The sequence below is a fragment of the Pseudomonas syringae KCTC 12500 genome (assembly GCF_000507185.2).
In the GTDB taxonomy this organism is placed as follows: Bacteria; Pseudomonadota; Gammaproteobacteria; order Pseudomonadales; family Pseudomonadaceae; genus Aquipseudomonas; species Aquipseudomonas syringae.
Genome location: NZ_AYTM02000002.1, coordinates 1,750,402 through 1,766,528, shown reverse-complemented (window position 1 = coordinate 1,766,528; position 16,127 = coordinate 1,750,402). Strand labels below are relative to the sequence as shown.

Here is a 16,127-nt window from a genome sequence, read left to right as displayed (position 1 = left end):
GTCGAAGAGGACTGCATGAAAGCGATGATTCTCGCCGCCGGTAAAGGCGAGCGAATGCGCCCGTTGACCCTGCATACGCCCAAACCGCTGGTACGTGTCGGGGATGTACCGTTGATCGAATACCACCTGAACGCCTTGCGCGATGCAGGGTTTCACCAGTTGGTCATCAATCATGCGTGGCTGGGCCAGCAGATCGAGGATTACCTGGGCGACGGTCAGCGTTTCGACCTGAGCATTCGTTACTCCCCCGAAGGCCTGCCGCTGGAAACCGGCGGTGGCATTCAGCGCGCATTGCCGTTGCTTGGCCTTGAGCCCTTCGTGGTGATCAACGGCGATATCTGGACCGATTACGACTTCAGCGCATTGCGTGTACCGCTTGCGGGCCTCGCTCACCTGGTCTTGGTCGATAACCCCGCGCATCACTCGACGGGTGATTTCTCGCTGGTCGATGGTCAGGTGCGCGACGACGATTCGGCGGGTCAGCGGCTGACGTACAGCGGTATCGCCATCCTTCATCCACAGCTGTTTGCCAATTGCGAGCCCGGCGCGTTCAAGCTTGCGCCGCTGTTGCGCGAGGCGATGCATAAGGGACTGGTCACGGGCGAGCACTACAGAGGGCGCTGGGTCGATGTCGGTACCCACGAGCGCCTGGCTGAAGCCGAGCAGATGCTTGCGGAGACTCGCTGAATGCTTTGGCCCGGCACACTGATCGGCGCTGGAGTCGGTTACGCAATTGCCAGTATTCCAGGCGCACTGCTCGGTGCTCTGTTGGGGCAGGCGCTGGACCGGCGCCTGAAACTGCAGAGTTGGGCGCATCTGCGTGAGCGCCTGGGTGGACGTGCAACGGTCCACAAGGACGATCTGCTGTTTGTGTTGCTGGGCCGTCTGGCCAAAAGTGACGGACGGGTTCTGGCCAGCCATATCCATCAGGCACGTACCGAGATGCGCCGTTTGAACCTGAACGAGGCGGATCAGTTGCGCGCCATCAACGCCTTCAAACGCGGCCGCGACGGCACCGATGGCCTGCGCAGTTATCTGCGTGACCTGCAAGGCCAGCCTGATATTGCCGAAGATATGTTGCGCGCCTGCTGGCGGATGGCGTGGGCGGACGGCAAGGCTTCTCGGGTCGAGCGCGAGCTGATCGGGGTGTGGGGCATGTGGCTTGGCTGGACAGGTCCACAGATCGAGGCGCTGGCTGCTGACCACGACCCTATGAAGCGCTCGCCGATCAGCAGCAGCGGCGGCGACTACAAAAGTGCGATGACGCTGCTGGGGATAAAGTCGGACACCGATCCTTTGAGCATCAAGCGTGCCTACCGGCGCCTGCTCAGCCGGCATCACCCTGACAAGATTGCCGGCTCGGGCGCCAATCCACAGCAAGTGCGGGTGGCGACCGAGAAGACCAGTGAATTGCACAATGCCTATCGGGTGGTGAAAGCCCGACGCGGGTTCAACTGAGCCGGCGCTTACTTTTCCTCTTTGGCGTCTATCCAGCCGCGAACGCGGCGGAATAGCTGCTCTTGTTCGGTATCTCCGCTGCCGGCGATGTTGATCAGGCCGATTTGGGTAAAGCCCGGCCCCTTGGTGCGTTTGCTGGCCTGCAGACGGGCCTTTGCAGCCTCGTCAGGCGAGTTTTTGTAGATGAAATCGACGGCTTTTACTTTCAGCTGAGGCACCATGTCCAGCAGCGAAGGCTTGGCATTCAGAGGTTCACGCGCCGCCAGCATCACCAGTTTCTGCACCACAGGCGACGTCCGTTCATTGAGGAACCTGGCCGCCCAGTACGCGCCGCTGCTGTGGCCGATCAACACGATACTGCGTGCCTTGTTCTGCTGCGCAAAGCTGATCGCGCTTTCGATCCGCGCGAAGATGCGCTCGGCCTGAGCCTTGTTGAGCTCTTCGTCGGCAGCAGCCTTGGCTGTTTCAGCCGCAGCCAGCGCCTCTGTTTCTGCGGCCGGGTCTTTTGCTGTCTCCGTGGCGTCTTTGGGTTTTTCCTTCGGTGCCTCAGTGGCTTTAGCGGCGTTTGCATCTGCCGGGGCGACGTCGGGCTCGCGTGCTCCCGGCGTGTTGTCGAGCGGATCCGGCATGGTGATGCTCAGGCTTGACCAGCCTACATCCGGAAACTTGCGTCGCAGCGGGCCGACAGCGTCGGGCCAGTCCGGGGACTCGGCTTCGCCAGGCACAATGATGACCGCGCCTTCAGGGGCCTCAGTGTTGGCGGGTTTCCAGAGCGCGAGAAAGCTGTCGTCTCCGGCCTGAAGTTGCTGCTGATCTTCGCGCGGCAATTGACGTTCCAGCGCTATTGCGTCTTCCTGCGAGCGGCTGAGCAGCGGGGCTCTTTCGACGGGCGCTTGCGCAGCAGCGTCCTTGGCCGGGTCAGGGGTCGGGTCGGCTGCGAGGGCAGGCAAGGCGCAAGGCAGTATCAATGACAGAAACAATGCAGGAAACGTTGCGCGAAAGGTGTAGGACATCGGATATTCCAAGCCAGAAACTATCCCGGCAGCCTAGTGGGTTGATCGGCTTTTGTCAGGCCTGAGCCTGCGCGGCACACGGCCGTGATACGCACACACGAGAGCGACATACTGATGATTCGTCTTCTGCGCACCGGTTTTATCGGCTGCCTGGCCTTGCTCTTGATGGCTCAGATGGCGAATACGCAGGCTGACGAACCTGAAACACCTGCCGTTGCGCAGTTGAGTTCAGCACAGCGCAACTGGCTCGACCAGCACGGCCCCTTGCGCGTAGGGCTGGTACTGCGCGCGCCTTACGCGCAGTTCGATCAACGCTTGCAGCAGTTGTCCGGCGCCAACGTCGACCTGATGAATGCGCTGGCTGCGACGCTGCCGGTCGAGTTGCTGTGGCGGAATTTTCCTGACCAGAGCGCGTTGGAGAACGCGCTGGCCAAGGGTGAAATCGACGTTGCGCCCGGCTTGATGCAAACACCCGCAGGCCTGCGTCTGTGGTTGTTTTCCGACCCGTATCTGCGTGTTTCGCAGCTGTTGATCGGCGAACGTGATGGCAGCACTGCCGTGGACCTGGAGAAACTCGACAGCCTTTCCCGCGTCGCGGTACGCATGCCAAGCACCACGGCCGACTACCTGCGTAGCAACTTTGCGCACCTCAACTTGCAAGGGGTGCCGCTGGAGCGCCAGGCCTTGCAATTGTTGCTCAGCCAGCAGGCACGTTATGCCGTGGTGGACGAAGCGCAACTCAGTCGTTTGCTGCGCGAGCCGGAGTTCGCCGGGCTGGCGGTGGTGGGGGATATCGGGCTGCCGCAATTGTTGCGGGTGGCTTCACGTCGCGACATGCCGGAGCTGGCCGCCATCGTCAGCGAAGCCTTGCGGGCGATCCCTGCCAAGGAGCTGGAGCAGCTGCATGCGCGCTGGATGCCGCTGACCCCGTCCCATTTCATCGAGTCGACCAAACTCTGGAAGAACCTGTGCATTCTGCTGCTGGTGATGTTGCTGGCGTGTTTCGCCATCGTGATCTGGCAACGTCGCCAGCAGCAGGCGCTGGAGCAGGAGCTGCTGGCTGCGCGTGAAGAACTCGCCCGCCGTGTCGAAGAGGAGGAGGCGCTGCGTCTGGCGCAGTTTTCCATTGATCAAAGCACCGTCGGCATCCTCTGGGTCAACTGGGACAGCCGGGTGCGTTACGCCAACCGGGCGGCGGAATCCATGCTGGGCTATGCGTCGGGGCAGGTGGTCGAGCGCCCGCTGATCGATTTCGAGCCCGGTCTGCACATGGATCGCTGGCTTAACCTGTGGAAGAACGCACGCTCCAGCGAAGACAGCCCGCAAGTGTTCGAGACCCATTGCCTGCGCGCCGATGGCAGCCTGCTGCCTGTCGATGTCTCGTTGAGCTTCCTGCGCTTTCGCGATGCTGAATACCTGGTGGTGTTCCTCACTGACGTCAGCGAGCGCCGCCGCGCACATGAGCAGTTACGTGACTTGTCAGCGCATCTGGAAAGCGTGCGTGAAGAAGAGAAGGCGCATATTGCCCGCGAGGTTCACGACGAGCTGGGTCAGATGCTGACGGTATTGAAGCTCGAGACTTCGATGTGCGAGCTGGCCTATGCCGACCTCGACCCTGGCCTGAGCGAGCGGCTGGAGAGCATGAAGCGTCTGATTGCTCAGTTGTTTCAACTGGTGCGCGATGTTGCCACGGCCTTGCGGCCACCGATTCTCGACGCTGGTATTGCATCGGCCATCGAATGGCAGGCGCGCCGTTTCGAGGCGCGCACGCAGATCCCGTGTCTGGTGCAGGTGCCGGACAATCTCCCGGCGCTCAGCGATGCCAGGGCCACAGGCATGTTCCGGATCCTTCAGGAGGCGCTGACCAATGTGATGCGCCATGCCCAGGCACACACGGTAGAGATCAGCCTGACGCTGCAGGACGGCATGATGTGCATGAGCATCGCCGATGACGGGCAGGGCTTTGCCATCGAGTCGGGCAGGGCGGTTTCGTTCGGTCTGGTCGGGATGCGCGAGCGGGTGCTGATGCTCGGCGGCCGACTTGAGCTGGACAGCGAGGTGGGTGAGGGCACAACCTTGCGCGCCTATATCCCGCTGGACACCCTCGCACAGGAGCAAAAACAGTGATTCGTGTTTTGGTAGCCGAAGACCACACCATCGTGCGTGAAGGGATCAAGCAATTGATTGGTCTGGCCAGGGATCTGCTAGTGGTGGGCGAGGCCAGCAATGGCGAACAGTTGCTTGAAACCCTGCGTCATGTGGCCTGCGAAGTGGTGCTGCTTGATATCTCCATGCCCGGCGTCAATGGCCTTGAGGCGATACCGAGGATTCTCGCATTGACCAACCCTCCGGCCATTCTGGTGCTGTCGATGCACAATGAGGCGCAGATGGCTGCGCGTGCATTGAAGGTCGGCGCGGCAGGTTATGCCACCAAGGACAGCGACCCGGCGCTGCTGCTCACGGCCATTCGCCGGGTGGCGGCCGGCGGGCGTTATATCGATCCGGATCTGGCCGACCGTATGGTCTTTGAAGTTGGCCTCACCGACAGCCGGCCTTTGCACTCGTTATTGTCGGAGCGCGAGTTTTCGGTATTCGAGCGCCTCGCTCAAGGCGCCAACGTCAACGACATCGCTCAGCAATTGGCCTTGAGCAGCAAGACCATCAGCACCCACAAGGCCCGGCTGATGCAAAAAATGAAACTCAACTCGCTGGCCGATCTGGTCAAGTACGCGATGGAGCACAAGCTGCTCTGAGTCTGAAAACGACACCCGACACCCCGCGCCCCTTTGCGACGCAGAGCGTCGAGACCTGCATTCCCCACGCTGGAGCGCTCATCGTTGTACACAAGTCTGATTTGGATTCTGGCCGAAGGCCGTAGGAGCGAACTTGTTCGCGAGAGGGCCGGTATGATCGCCGAAAATGAATCGTCTGAAAAACTGTCTTCGCGAACAAGTTCGCTCCTACGCCCTTCGGGCCGAAGCCTTGAAGCCCTTTATCCTGCGCTTTCTAGGACTTGTGTATAACGATGAGTGCTCCACGTGAGTGCGCCGTCGAGAAGGATGCCTGAGCCGACATGTCCAATCGCGCCATCGCTGTAGGGAAATCCCTACCCCTGGCCTTCCAGCCGGCCTAGGCGATTCTCTCCCGGCCCCCGATTTGCGGGGGCTTCGGGCTGCTCTAGGCTTGAGCCCACGCAGACAAAACAAAGGTGTGGGTAATGAGCGACGTCGATACAAGCGCTGGAGCAAATGATGTTCTGGTCAGCTTTCGTGGTGTGCAGAAGAGCTACGACGGCGAAGCACTGATCGTCAAAGACCTCAACCTGGACATTCGCAAGGGCGAGTTCCTGACCCTGCTCGGTCCTTCCGGCTCTGGCAAGACCACCAGCCTGATGATGCTGGCCGGTTTCGAGACTCCGACGGCCGGTGAAATCCTCCTCGGTGGCCGCGCCATCAATAACGTGCCGCCGCACAAACGCGACATCGGCATGGTGTTCCAGAACTACGCCTTGTTTCCGCACATGACCGTGGCCGAGAACCTGGCGTTCCCGTTGTCGGTGCGTGGCATGAGCAAGACCGACGTCGGCGAGAAGGTCAAAAAGGCACTGGGCATGGTTCAGCTCGACACCTTTGCGCATCGCTACCCGGCGCAGCTGTCCGGTGGCCAGCAGCAGCGCGTTGCACTGGCGCGTGCGCTGGTGTTCGAACCCCAACTGGTGTTGATGGATGAGCCGCTCGGCGCCCTCGACAAGCAGCTGCGCGAACACATGCAGATGGAGATCAAGCACCTGCACCAGCGCCTGGGCGTAACCGTGGTCTATGTGACCCACGACCAGGGCGAAGCCCTGACCATGTCCGACCGGGTTGCCGTCTTCCATCAGGGCGAGATTCAGCAGATAGCGCCGCCCCGCAGCTTGTACGAAGAACCGAAGAACACCTTCGTGGCCAACTTCATCGGCGAGAACAACCGCCTCAATGGACGTCTGGTCAGTCAGGACGGCGATCGCTGTGTGGTCGAACTCGAGCGTGGCGAGAAAGTCCACGCGCTGGCGATCAACGTCGGCCAGCCTGGCGGTCCGGTGACCCTGTCGATCCGTCCCGAACGCATTAACCTCAATGGCCGCAGCGAGAGCTGCGCCAACCGTTTTTCCGGTCGTGTGGCCGAGTTCATCTATCTGGGTGACCACGTTCGCGTGCGCCTGGAAGTGGCCGGCAAGAACGACTTCTTCGTCAAACAGCCGATTGCCGAACTGGACCCCGGCCTGAGCGTGGGCGACGTGGTGCCCATCGGCTGGCAAGTCGAGCACGTCCGAGCGCTCGACCCCATGCAGCAAGTGCATTGATCTACCGACAAAAGCAATAACAGAGGCGACCTGATCGCCCATCCCAATCGCTTACCAACACTGCTCGTGGAGAAAAGAACACATGTTGAAATCTTTGAAGTTCACCGCCATCACGTTGGGCATGATGTGCGCGGCGCAAGCCATGGCAGCCACCGACCTGACCGTCATCTCCTTTGGCGGTGCCAACAAGGCCGCTCAGGAAAAAGCCTTCTACGCGCCTTGGGAAAAGGCCGGCAACGGCAAGATCATCGCCGGTGAGTACAACGGGGAAATGGCCAAGGTCAAAACCATGGTCGACACCAAGAGCGTTTCCTGGGACCTGGTAGAAGTCGAATCGCCGGAACTGGCGCGTGGCTGCGACGAAGACATGTTCGAGGAGCTGGACCCGAAACAGCTGGGCAATGCCGCTGACTTCGTGCCTGGCGCCATCACCACCTGCGGTGCCGGTTTCTTCGTCTGGTCCACCGTGCTGGCGTACAACGCTGACAAGGTCAGCACTGCACCCAGCGGCTGGGCCGATTTCTGGGACACCAAGACATTCCCGGGCAAGCGCGGCCTGCGCAAAGGCGCCAAGTACACCCTGGAATTCGCCCTGATGGCCGACGGCGTTGCGCCGAAAGACGTCTACAAGGTATTGGCCAGCAAAGACGGCCAGGACCGCGCGTTCAAAAAGCTGGATGAGCTCAAGCCAAACATTCAGTGGTGGGAAGCCGGCGCCCAGCCGCCACAGTACCTCGCTTCCGGTGACGTGGTGATGAGCTCGGCCTACAACGGCCGGATCGCCGCCGTGCAGAAGGAAAGCAACCTCAAAGTCGTGTGGGCTGGCGGCGTGTATGACTTCGACGCCTGGGCCATCCCGAAGGGCTCGAAAAACGCCGATGCCGCGAAGAAGTTCATCGCCTACATGCTGAGCCCCGAGCAGCAGAAGACCTACTCGCAGAACATCGCCTACGGCCCGGCCAACACCCAGGCGGTCAAGCTGCTGGACAAGGAAACCCTGCAGAACATGCCGACCACGCCTGAGAACATCAAGGATCAGGTGCAGATGGACGTGGCGTTCTGGACCGACAACGGCGAATCCCTTGAGCAGCGTTTCACTGCCTGGGCTGCCAAGTAATCCGTTTGCGTTGAGTCAGAACCGGGCGCTCCCTGAAACGGGGAGCGCCCCCTCGTTGAAAGATTCCGGAGTTCGCTATGGTCATCGCCGTGCCCTTGACTGAAGGCGCCAGCCCCAACTTGAAGCAACGTCTCGCTCGCGCCGAGCGGGTCAACCGCTGGAAGGCCCAGGCATTGATCGCTCCGTTGGTGATTTTCCTGCTGTTGGTGTTTCTGGTGCCCATCGCTGCGCTGCTGTACAAGAGCGTCGGCAACCCCGAAGTCGTGACTGCGCTGCCGACCACCGTGGTCGAAGTGCAGAAGTGGGATGGTAAAGGGCTGCCGCCCGAGTCGGTCTACAAGGCAATGAGCCTGGACCTGGCCGAAACGCGCAAGAATTCCACGCTGGGCGATCTGTCCAAGCGTCTGAACATCGAACTGGCCGGATACCGCAGCCTGCTGAGCAAAACAGCACGCGCGCTGCCGTTCAAGACCGAGCCTGCCTCTTATAAAGAAGCGCTCGAAGCGCTGGACGAGCGTTGGGGCGACCCGGCCTATTGGCAGGCGGTGCGCCGTAATACCAGCAGCATCACCCCGTATTACCTGCTGGCTGCGGTCGACCATCGCATCGACGACCTCGGCGAAATCGCCCCGGCGACCCCGGACCAGGCGATCTATCTGGACATCTTCGCCCGCACGTTCTGGATGGGCCTGGTGATTACCGCGATCTGTCTGGTGCTGGCTTATCCGCTGGCCTACCTGCTGGCCAGCCTGCCTGCGCGGCAGAGCAACCTGCTGATGATTCTGGTGTTGCTGCCGTTCTGGACCTCGATTCTGGTGCGCGTGGCTGCCTGGATCGTGTTGTTGCAGTCCAGCGGTCTGATCAACAGTGCGTTGCTGGCGATGGGCATCATCGACAAGCCGCTGGAACTGGTCTTCAACCGCGTCGGCGTGTACATCTCGATGGTGCACATCATGCTGCCGTTCATGATCCTGCCGATCTACAGCGTGATGAAGAGCATTTCCCCAACCTACATGCGCGCTGCGATTTCGCTGGGCTGCCACCCGTTTGCGAGCTTCTGGCGGGTGTACTTCCCGCAGACCTACGCCGGGATCGGGGCCGGCTGTCTGCTGGTGTTCATTCTGTCGATCGGCTACTACATCACCCCGGCATTGCTGGGCAGCCCGAACGACCAGATGGTCAGCTATTTCGTCGCGTTCTACACCAACACCAGTATCAACTGGGGCATGGCCACCGCGCTTGGCGGGCTGCTGCTGTTGGCGACCATCGTGCTGTACCTGATTTATAGCTGGCTGGTCGGCGCCAGCCGCCTGCGTCTGAGCTGAGGAGCGTGACCATGCTGAACCCTTACACATCGCCGATCGAGCGCCTCTGGTATTACGCCTTGCGCATCATCTGCACCCTGGTGCTGCTGTTTCTCGTGCTCCCGGTACTGGTCATCGTGCCGCTGTCATTCAACTCCGGCAGCTTTCTGGTCTATCCGCTGCAAGGCTTCTCGTTGCAGTGGTATCAGGACTTCTTCAACTCCGCCGAGTGGATGCGCGCGCTGAAGAACAGCATGATCGTCGCCCCGGTCGCGACCCTGCTGGCGATGGGTTTCGGCACGCTGGCAGCGATCGGCCTGACCCGCGGCAACTTCCCCGGCAAGGCGCTGGTCATGGCCCTGGTGATTTCGCCGATGGTGGTGCCGGTGGTGATCGTCGGTGTCGCCAGCTACCTGTTCTTCGCGCCGCTGGGACTGGGCAATAGTTACACCTCACTGATTCTGGTCCATGCGGTGCTGGGCGTGCCGTTCGTGATCATCACCGTGTCGGCGACGTTGCAGGGCTTCAATCACAACCTGGTGCGTGCGGCTGCCAGCCTCGGCGCATCGCCACTGACCGCGTTCCGGCGCGTGACCCTGCCATTGATTGCGCCAGGGGTGATTTCCGGCGCGCTGTTCGCCTTCGCGACCTCGTTCGACGAAGTGGTGGTCACGCTGTTCCTCGCCGGACCGGAACAGGCGACCTTGCCTCGGCAGATGTTCAGTGGCATTCGCGAAAACCTCAGCCCGACCATCGCCGCCGCTGCGACCCTGCTGATCGGCTTTTCGGTGGTCTTGCTGCTGGTGCTGGAGTGGCTGAGGGGGCGCAGCGAAAAACTCAGAACGGCGCAGTGACTGCAAGCTGCAAGCTACAAGCTACAAGCTACAAGCTGAAAGCTACAAGCAGAAGCAAATCAAGATGCTTGAAGCTTGAAGCTTGAAGCTTGAGGCTTACCGCTCCTGGCGAAGCTTGGCGTACAATCCGCGCACCGTGATTCTGCTCAAACAGGTGCGTCATGCAGCCCTTCGTTATTGCCCCATCGATTCTTTCCGCTGACTTCGCCCGTCTGGGTGAGGAAGTCGACAACGTGCTGTCCAGCGGCGCCGACTTTGTCCACTTCGATGTCATGGACAATCACTACGTCCCGAACCTGACCATTGGTCCGATGGTGTGCAGCGCGCTGCGCAAATATGGCGTCACTGCACCGATTGACGTGCACCTGATGGTCAGCCCGGTGGATCGCATCATCGGCGACTTCATCGAGGCCGGTGCCACCTACATCACCTTTCACCCGGAAGCGACCCAGCACATCGACCGTTCGCTGCAACTGATCCGCGAGGGTGGCTGCAAGGCGGGCCTGGTGTTCAACCCGGCCACGCCGTTGAACCTGCTCGAATACGTCATGGACAAGGTCGACATGATCCTGCTCATGAGCGTCAACCCCGGTTTTGGCGGGCAGAAGTTCATCCCCGGTACGCTCAACAAGCTGCGTGAAGCGCGCGCCCTGATTGATGCTTCCGGACGCGACATCCGCCTGGAAATCGACGGCGGTGTGAACGTCAACAATATCCGCGAAATCGCAGCGGCAGGTGCTGATACGTTCGTCGCCGGTTCAGCCATTTTCAATGCGCCGGACTACCGCGAAGTGATCGAAAAGATGCGCACAGAACTGGCGTCATCCCGCGCATGAGCGGCTTCGAGCAGCTGTTTGCAGGCAAACTTCCCAAGCTGATCATGTTCGACCTGGACGGCACTCTGGTGGACTCCGTGCCCGATCTGGCCGTGGCGGTGGACACCATGCTCGCCGAGCTGGGGCGCCCGATCGCCGGGCTGGAATCGGTGCGGGCCTGGGTGGGTAACGGTGCGCCTGTGCTGGTCCGCCGCGCGCTGGCCAACGACCTCGACCACAGCGGGGTCGATGACGCCCTGGCCGAGCAGGGTCTGGAAATCTTCATGCGCGCTTATGCGCAAAAGCATGAGTTCACCGTGGTCTATCCCGGCGTGCGTGAAACCCTCAAGTGGCTGCAGAAAATGGGTGTCGAAATGGCCCTCATCACCAACAAGCCGGAGCGCTTCGTCGCGCCGCTGCTGGACGAGATGAAGCTGGGGCGTTTCTTTCGCTGGATCATCGGCGGTGACACCATGCCGCAGAAAAAGCCCGATCCTGCTGCACTGTTTTTCGTGATGAAAATGGCCGGTGCGCCAGCCTCGCAATCGCTGTTCGTCGGCGACTCGCGCACTGACGTGCAGGCGGCCAAGGCTGCCGGTGTGGCCTGCGTCGCGCTGAGCTACGGTTACAACCATGGGCGGCCGATTGCCGAGGAAAACCCGGCGATGGTGATTGATGATCTGCGCAGACTGATTCCCGGTTGCCTGGACATGGACGCTGAGATACTGTTGCCCGACATCAAACGTCCCTCCTCAAGAGAATCCATCGTGGTGGTCACTCGCAAACTCTGGATGAAAGTCATCAAGGCCCTGGCCCGCTGGCGTTGGCGCGCCTGACCTGATTCTGGCCGGCCTGCCGGCACGTTTGCCTACCTGACCGTTTTGTCCTCAAACCACGAGGTTGCTCATGAACCGTGAAGAATTCCTGCGTTTGGCTGCCGAAGGCTACAACCGCATCCCGCTTGCCCGCGAAACCCTGGCCGACTTCGACACGCCGCTGTCGATCTACCTCAAGCTTGCCGATCAGCCCAACTCCTACCTGCTGGAGTCGGTTCAGGGCGGCGAGAAGTGGGGGCGTTATTCGATCATCGGCCTGCCATGCCGCACCGTGATGCGCGTGCATGGCCATCACGTCAGCGTGACCCATGATGGCGTCGAGATCGAAAGCCTGGATGTCGAAGACCCGCTGGACTTCGTCGAGACCTTCAAGGCGCGCTACAACGTGCCGACCATTGCCGGGCTGCCACGTTTCAACGGCGGGCTGGTGGGCTACTTTGGCTATGACTGTGTGCGCTATGTCGAGAAGCGTCTGGCCAACTGCCCGAACCCTGACCCGCTGGGCGTGCCGGATATCCTGTTGATGGTGTCTGACGCGGTCGTGGTGTTCGACAACCTGGCGGGCAAGATGCACGCCATCGTGCTGATCGATCCAGCGCAACAGGACGCCTACGCAAGTGGCGTGGCGCAACTCGATGAACTGATGCACAAGCTGCGTCAGCCGATCACGCCGCGCCGTGGCCTTGATCTGGACCGGCCGCCGGCGGCCGACCCGGTGTTTCGTTCCAGCTTTACCCAGGACGATTACGAGGCGGCGGTCGATACGATCAAGCAGTACATCCTCGCCGGCGACGTGATGCAGGTGGTCCCGTCGCAACGCATGTCCATCGATTTCAGCGCCGCGCCCATCGATCTGTATCGGGCGCTGCGCTGCTTCAACCCCACGCCTTACATGTATTTCTTCAACTTCGGCGACTTCCACGTGGTGGGCAGTTCGCCGGAAGTGCTGGTGCGGGTCGAGGACAATCTGATTACTGTGCGTCCGATCGCCGGGACTCGTCCTCGCGGCGCCACCGAAGAGGCGGATCGCGCGCTGGAAGAAGACCTGCTCTCCGATCACAAGGAAATCGCCGAACACCTGATGCTCATCGATCTTGGCCGCAACGATACCGGTCGGGTGTCGGAGATTGGCACGGTCAAACTGACCGAGAAAATGGTCATCGAGCGTTATTCCAACGTGATGCACATTGTGTCCAACGTCACAGGCCAGTTGAAAAGCGGGTTGACGGCGATGGACGCGCTGCGCGCGATTCTGCCGGCGGGCACTTTGTCCGGTGCGCCGAAGATCCGCGCCATGGAAATCATCGACGAACTGGAACCGGTCAAACGTGGCGTCTACGGCGGCGCAGTGGGGTATATGGCGTGGAACGGCAACATGGACACCGCGATTGCGATCCGCACTGCGGTGATCAAGGACGGTGAGTTGCATGTACAGGCCGGTGGCGGCATTGTCGCCGACTCCGTGCCAGTGCTGGAATGGGAAGAAACCCTGAACAAACGCCGCGCCATGTTCCGCGCCGTAGCCCTGGCCTCGCAAACTGCCGAGGACTGAGCAGGCTTGCTGCTCTGCGTCTCAAAGCGGACGCGGAGCATCGCACGATAGTGAGGCCGTCCAGCAGCCTGTCTAGAAACTCAGACTCAACGCAACATTCACCCCTTGCTGGGTCACGTCGTCGTTTTTGCGCCAGTTGTAATTGCCGCGCAGTGTCAGGTCCTGAGTCAGCTTCTGGCTGACACCCAGCGTGGCCCGGTTCAGGTCGCGTTGCGGCGTGTAGCCTTGCAGCGTGAAGCCGACGGACTGGACGCTGTTGAGCGCCTTGGTCACGTCCTGCTGATCGGTCTCGAACTCCCTTTCATGGGCCACTTCGCCCATACCTGCGTACTCGGTGTCACCTGGAATTTGCCCTGCACACCCACGCCTGCACGCCGCGATTTGCGCGTCTGGTCACTGAAGGTCAGCGCGGTCGATCGATCGCCTTTTTCCGAGTAGCCATCGACATCGATGTGCGCGTAATCGGCGCTGACGAAAGGCGACAGATGCCAGCGGCTGGTCGGGCCCGCGATGTCGAAACCGACTCGCCCGCTGGCAGCCCACATTTCGCCGTCGGTATCGCCTTTTTCCTGACCCTCGCTGACGCCCAGCGCGAATTTGCGCTCGGCATTTTCGTAGTCCAGCTTGCCGCCCGACACCGACAGATCACCCCACCAGTGGTTGGCCTGATACTGCAGGAACGCAGTGGCGATGTAGCTATTGAGTGTGTAGTCCGAGTCCCGTGGCCCTGCCTCAAGACTCTGGCGATATGCCCCGGCGACAACCCCTGTGCGCCAGTTTTCGGCAAATCGATAGCTGCCGCCGATGGTCAGGTTATAGCCTCTTCCGTCAGCGTCAGCCGAGTTGTCCTGCGCGTCGAAGTCCATTTTCTGACCGCCTGCCGAAAGCATGCTCTGCCACTGCCCGACGCCTTGCCAGTTGCCCCAGTCGCTGAGCCACTGGGCGCGGATTTCGTCCTGATGCATGCGCAGTGTGCCATTGGCCATTTCCGGCAGCAGGGAGATTTCCCAGGGTGCCGAAAGCAGTGAGTAGGCGTAGTCGGCCAGCAACCTCTGTCCGGCTTCGGTCGGGTGCACGCGATCGTTGAAGAACAGCCGGCTCGGATTCGGCGTCGCACTGGACCTGCCGTTGGTGGTGCTTTCCCGGCAGCTGTCGCCGCTGAAACAGGTACTGACCAGATTCTCGTTGGGATCGAACCCGAAGCGTGCCGGTTGAGCGAGGATTTCATTGATCAGCAACGGAACATTCAGCGGAATGATCTGGGCATTGATCTGTGCCAGTCGGCTGACCAGTTGCTGATTGAAGCCCGCGCTGAGTGCGGAAGTCGCTGAGGCCAGCGGCGAACCGCTCAAGGCTGGCGTTTTACCGATATCCGGCAGCAACCAGACCATGATGTAGCGCGCACCGGCCTGTTGCAGGGCTTGCGCGCTGTCAGCCAACTGATTGGCAGCTTGCGCGGCGCTGCCGGCACTCAACACACGACCCTGCAGGAAGTCGTTGCCGCCCCCGGTCAGGTAATAAAGAGCGTTGGGGTCGGCGCGAAAACTGTTGGCGGGCAGGTAACCTGTCCGGCTGCGTAGCAATGTGCCGGTGTTCGGGTCGACGACGGTGGATTGGGAATTGATCGAGTCAAGAATCTGGTCGGTCCGATAACCACCGACTGCCCAGTTGTTGCCATCGGGTGCGCCCAGCGCAGCATTGACCGGCGACGTCGAGGCCGCCAGATCTCCTGCCGGCACACCGAGCATCCTGCCGATCAGCGTCGACGAGTTCAGGTTGAACGCTTCACCGCTGCCGTCCTGATAAGTGGGGCCGCCACGATTGGTGAACCTGAGCGTGGAGCCCCTGGGCCCTGCGGTGTCGGGAAACTGCCCGGCATCGGCCAGGCTGTCACCGAACACCACCATGGTTGAATAGGGCGCAGCGGCAGCGGTGCCGCAGGCAAGCGATAACAGGCAGACCGCGAAGGGCCAGCGCCTCGATGTCTTGGTCATGAAAGGATCCCGATTGTTTTTATTTTGTACCGGAAACGTAGCAAGATTTTTCATGACTGCAAAGTTCGATGAACATTATCGCGCTGCGGCGGTGCTTTTTTGACCTCAAGCAGCCCTGTTGGTCACGATGGCGCTCAGGTAGTTGGCCAGGTCGTGCAGATACACGAAGGGGTGGCCCTGACGACTGCCGCCTGTACGGCTGACCTTCAAGTCGATGCGCCCTGCGTTGATCTTGCGCAGCAGATTCCTGTCGTTCGACAGGTGCGAAAAATAACGCTCTCTGACGGCGCTCAGCGAAGGGCACGGCGTGGCGAATTCTTTGCGAAGTTGATCCAGTATTTCGTTCATTCCATGACTCCCTGTGGTTTGCATGTGAGTACTCCCGAGATGGGGTGCAGACAAACAATACGATATGTAGCGCTTCGTGACAATACAGTTTGTATTTTAAATACAATTTGTATCGTTCGTCTCACAGGGAATCGATGTACCAGGACACTTGAGCAGTGCCGTTTTCCGGGTTGCGGGTCACGCTGATGCCTTCGGCCTCGCTGATCTGATCCATGATGCGCTCCCAGTGGGCCACCGACTCGCCAGGCTCCCTGATCAGCAGGACCTGATGCTCGATCTGGGCCTTGTCACCGGTGATAGCGTCCTGAATGCGCTGTGCCAAGGCCAGGTAAGCGTCATGTTGCGAGGTGTCGGGGAACTGCTTGAGCATGAGTGAACTCCTTTTTGCTGTATGTGCATACAGTAATTGAGGGGTGTTTCTCACGCAAGCTACAAATGTTTCCTACACGGACACATGCCAGGGCTGAAACAAATCGCATGAAAAAGCCCCGATT

At 60.6% G+C, this 16,127-nt stretch carries 14 protein-coding genes and 1 pseudogene; 11 read left to right on the top strand and 4 right to left on the bottom strand.

What is annotated here, in order from left to right:
• Positions 1 to 15 precede the first annotated feature (15 nt).
• Positions 16 to 687, top strand: coding sequence for an N-acetylmuramate alpha-1-phosphate uridylyltransferase MurU (gene murU / locus V476_RS08290; protein WP_024961374.1), 672 nt, complete (start codon positions 16 to 18; stop codon positions 685 to 687).
• Positions 688 to 1,458, top strand: coding sequence for a TerB family tellurite resistance protein (locus tag V476_RS08285; protein ID WP_024961373.1), 771 nt, complete (start codon positions 688 to 690; stop codon positions 1,456 to 1,458). It abuts the gene before it with no gap.
• A gap of 8 nt (positions 1,459 to 1,466) precedes the next feature.
• Here V476_RS08285 and V476_RS08280 read toward each other — a convergent pair whose 3' ends face one another.
• Positions 1,467 to 2,471, bottom strand: coding sequence for an alpha/beta hydrolase family protein (locus V476_RS08280; RefSeq protein ID WP_024961372.1), 1,005 nt, complete (start codon positions 2,469 to 2,471; stop codon positions 1,467 to 1,469).
• A gap of 114 nt (positions 2,472 to 2,585) precedes the next feature.
• Between V476_RS08280 and V476_RS08275 the strand changes: the two genes are divergently transcribed.
• The 9 genes from V476_RS08275 to trpE all read left to right on the top strand — a co-directional run bounded on the left by V476_RS08275 (position 2,586) and on the right by trpE (position 13,291).
• On the top strand, positions 2,586 to 4,598 hold the full coding sequence (locus V476_RS08275) for a PAS domain-containing sensor histidine kinase (RefSeq protein ID WP_024961371.1): 2,013 nt from the start codon (positions 2,586 to 2,588) through the stop codon (positions 4,596 to 4,598).
• On the top strand, positions 4,595 to 5,224 hold the full coding sequence (locus V476_RS08270) for a response regulator (RefSeq protein WP_024961370.1): 630 nt from the start codon (positions 4,595 to 4,597) through the stop codon (positions 5,222 to 5,224). The genes V476_RS08275 and V476_RS08270 overlap by 4 nt, the downstream gene beginning before the upstream one ends.
• Before the next feature lie 464 nt (positions 5,225 to 5,688).
• Positions 5,689 to 6,813 carry an ABC transporter ATP-binding protein gene (locus V476_RS08265; protein WP_003394921.1) on the top strand — a complete coding sequence of 375 codons (1,125 nt, stop codon included), beginning with the start codon at positions 5,689 to 5,691 and terminating at the stop codon, positions 6,811 to 6,813.
• Between the two features lie 82 nt (positions 6,814 to 6,895).
• The gene (locus V476_RS08260; RefSeq protein WP_024961369.1) at positions 6,896 to 7,930 is read left to right on the top strand and encodes a polyamine ABC transporter substrate-binding protein; all 1,035 of its coding nucleotides are present in this window, start codon (positions 6,896 to 6,898) and stop codon (positions 7,928 to 7,930) included.
• A 77-nt stretch (positions 7,931 to 8,007) separates the two neighbouring features.
• Complete coding sequence (locus tag V476_RS08255; protein ID WP_024961368.1) at positions 8,008 to 9,255, top strand: ABC transporter permease; 1,248 nt, start codon at positions 8,008 to 8,010, stop codon at positions 9,253 to 9,255.
• 11 nt (positions 9,256 to 9,266) lie between these two features.
• The gene (locus V476_RS08250) at positions 9,267 to 10,088 is read left to right on the top strand and encodes an ABC transporter permease (RefSeq protein WP_024961367.1); all 822 of its coding nucleotides are present in this window, start codon (positions 9,267 to 9,269) and stop codon (positions 10,086 to 10,088) included.
• 161 nt (positions 10,089 to 10,249) lie between these two features.
• Entirely contained in the window at positions 10,250 to 10,924 is a 675-nt protein-coding gene (rpe, locus tag V476_RS08245) for a ribulose-phosphate 3-epimerase (protein ID WP_003304938.1), read from the top strand.
• Entirely contained in the window at positions 10,921 to 11,739 is an 819-nt protein-coding gene (locus V476_RS08240) for a phosphoglycolate phosphatase (protein ID WP_003341132.1), read from the top strand. Before rpe ends, V476_RS08240 begins: the two co-directional genes overlap by 4 nt.
• 70 nt (positions 11,740 to 11,809) lie before the next feature.
• Positions 11,810 to 13,291 (top strand): anthranilate synthase component I, encoded by a 1,482-nt coding sequence (gene trpE / locus V476_RS08235; RefSeq protein ID WP_003422740.1) that lies wholly within the window; start codon positions 11,810 to 11,812, stop codon positions 13,289 to 13,291.
• A 72-nt stretch (positions 13,292 to 13,363) separates the two neighbouring features.
• On the opposite strand, the pseudogene estP reads toward trpE, so the two are convergent.
• The 3 genes and pseudogenes from estP to V476_RS08220 form a co-directional block, all read right to left on the bottom strand.
• A pseudogene (estP, locus tag V476_RS08230) lies at positions 13,364 to 15,285 on the bottom strand (esterase EstP).
• Positions 15,286 to 15,390: 105 nt separating this feature from the next.
• Positions 15,391 to 15,633 carry a pyocin activator PrtN family protein gene (locus tag V476_RS08225; protein WP_003316268.1) on the bottom strand — a complete coding sequence of 81 codons (243 nt, stop codon included), beginning with the start codon at positions 15,631 to 15,633 and terminating at the stop codon, positions 15,391 to 15,393.
• A 121-nt stretch (positions 15,634 to 15,754) separates the two neighbouring features.
• Positions 15,755 to 16,003 carry a DUF1654 domain-containing protein gene (locus V476_RS08220; RefSeq protein WP_024961366.1) on the bottom strand — a complete coding sequence of 83 codons (249 nt, stop codon included), beginning with the start codon at positions 16,001 to 16,003 and terminating at the stop codon, positions 15,755 to 15,757.
• Between the last annotated feature and the right edge of the window lie 124 nt (positions 16,004 to 16,127).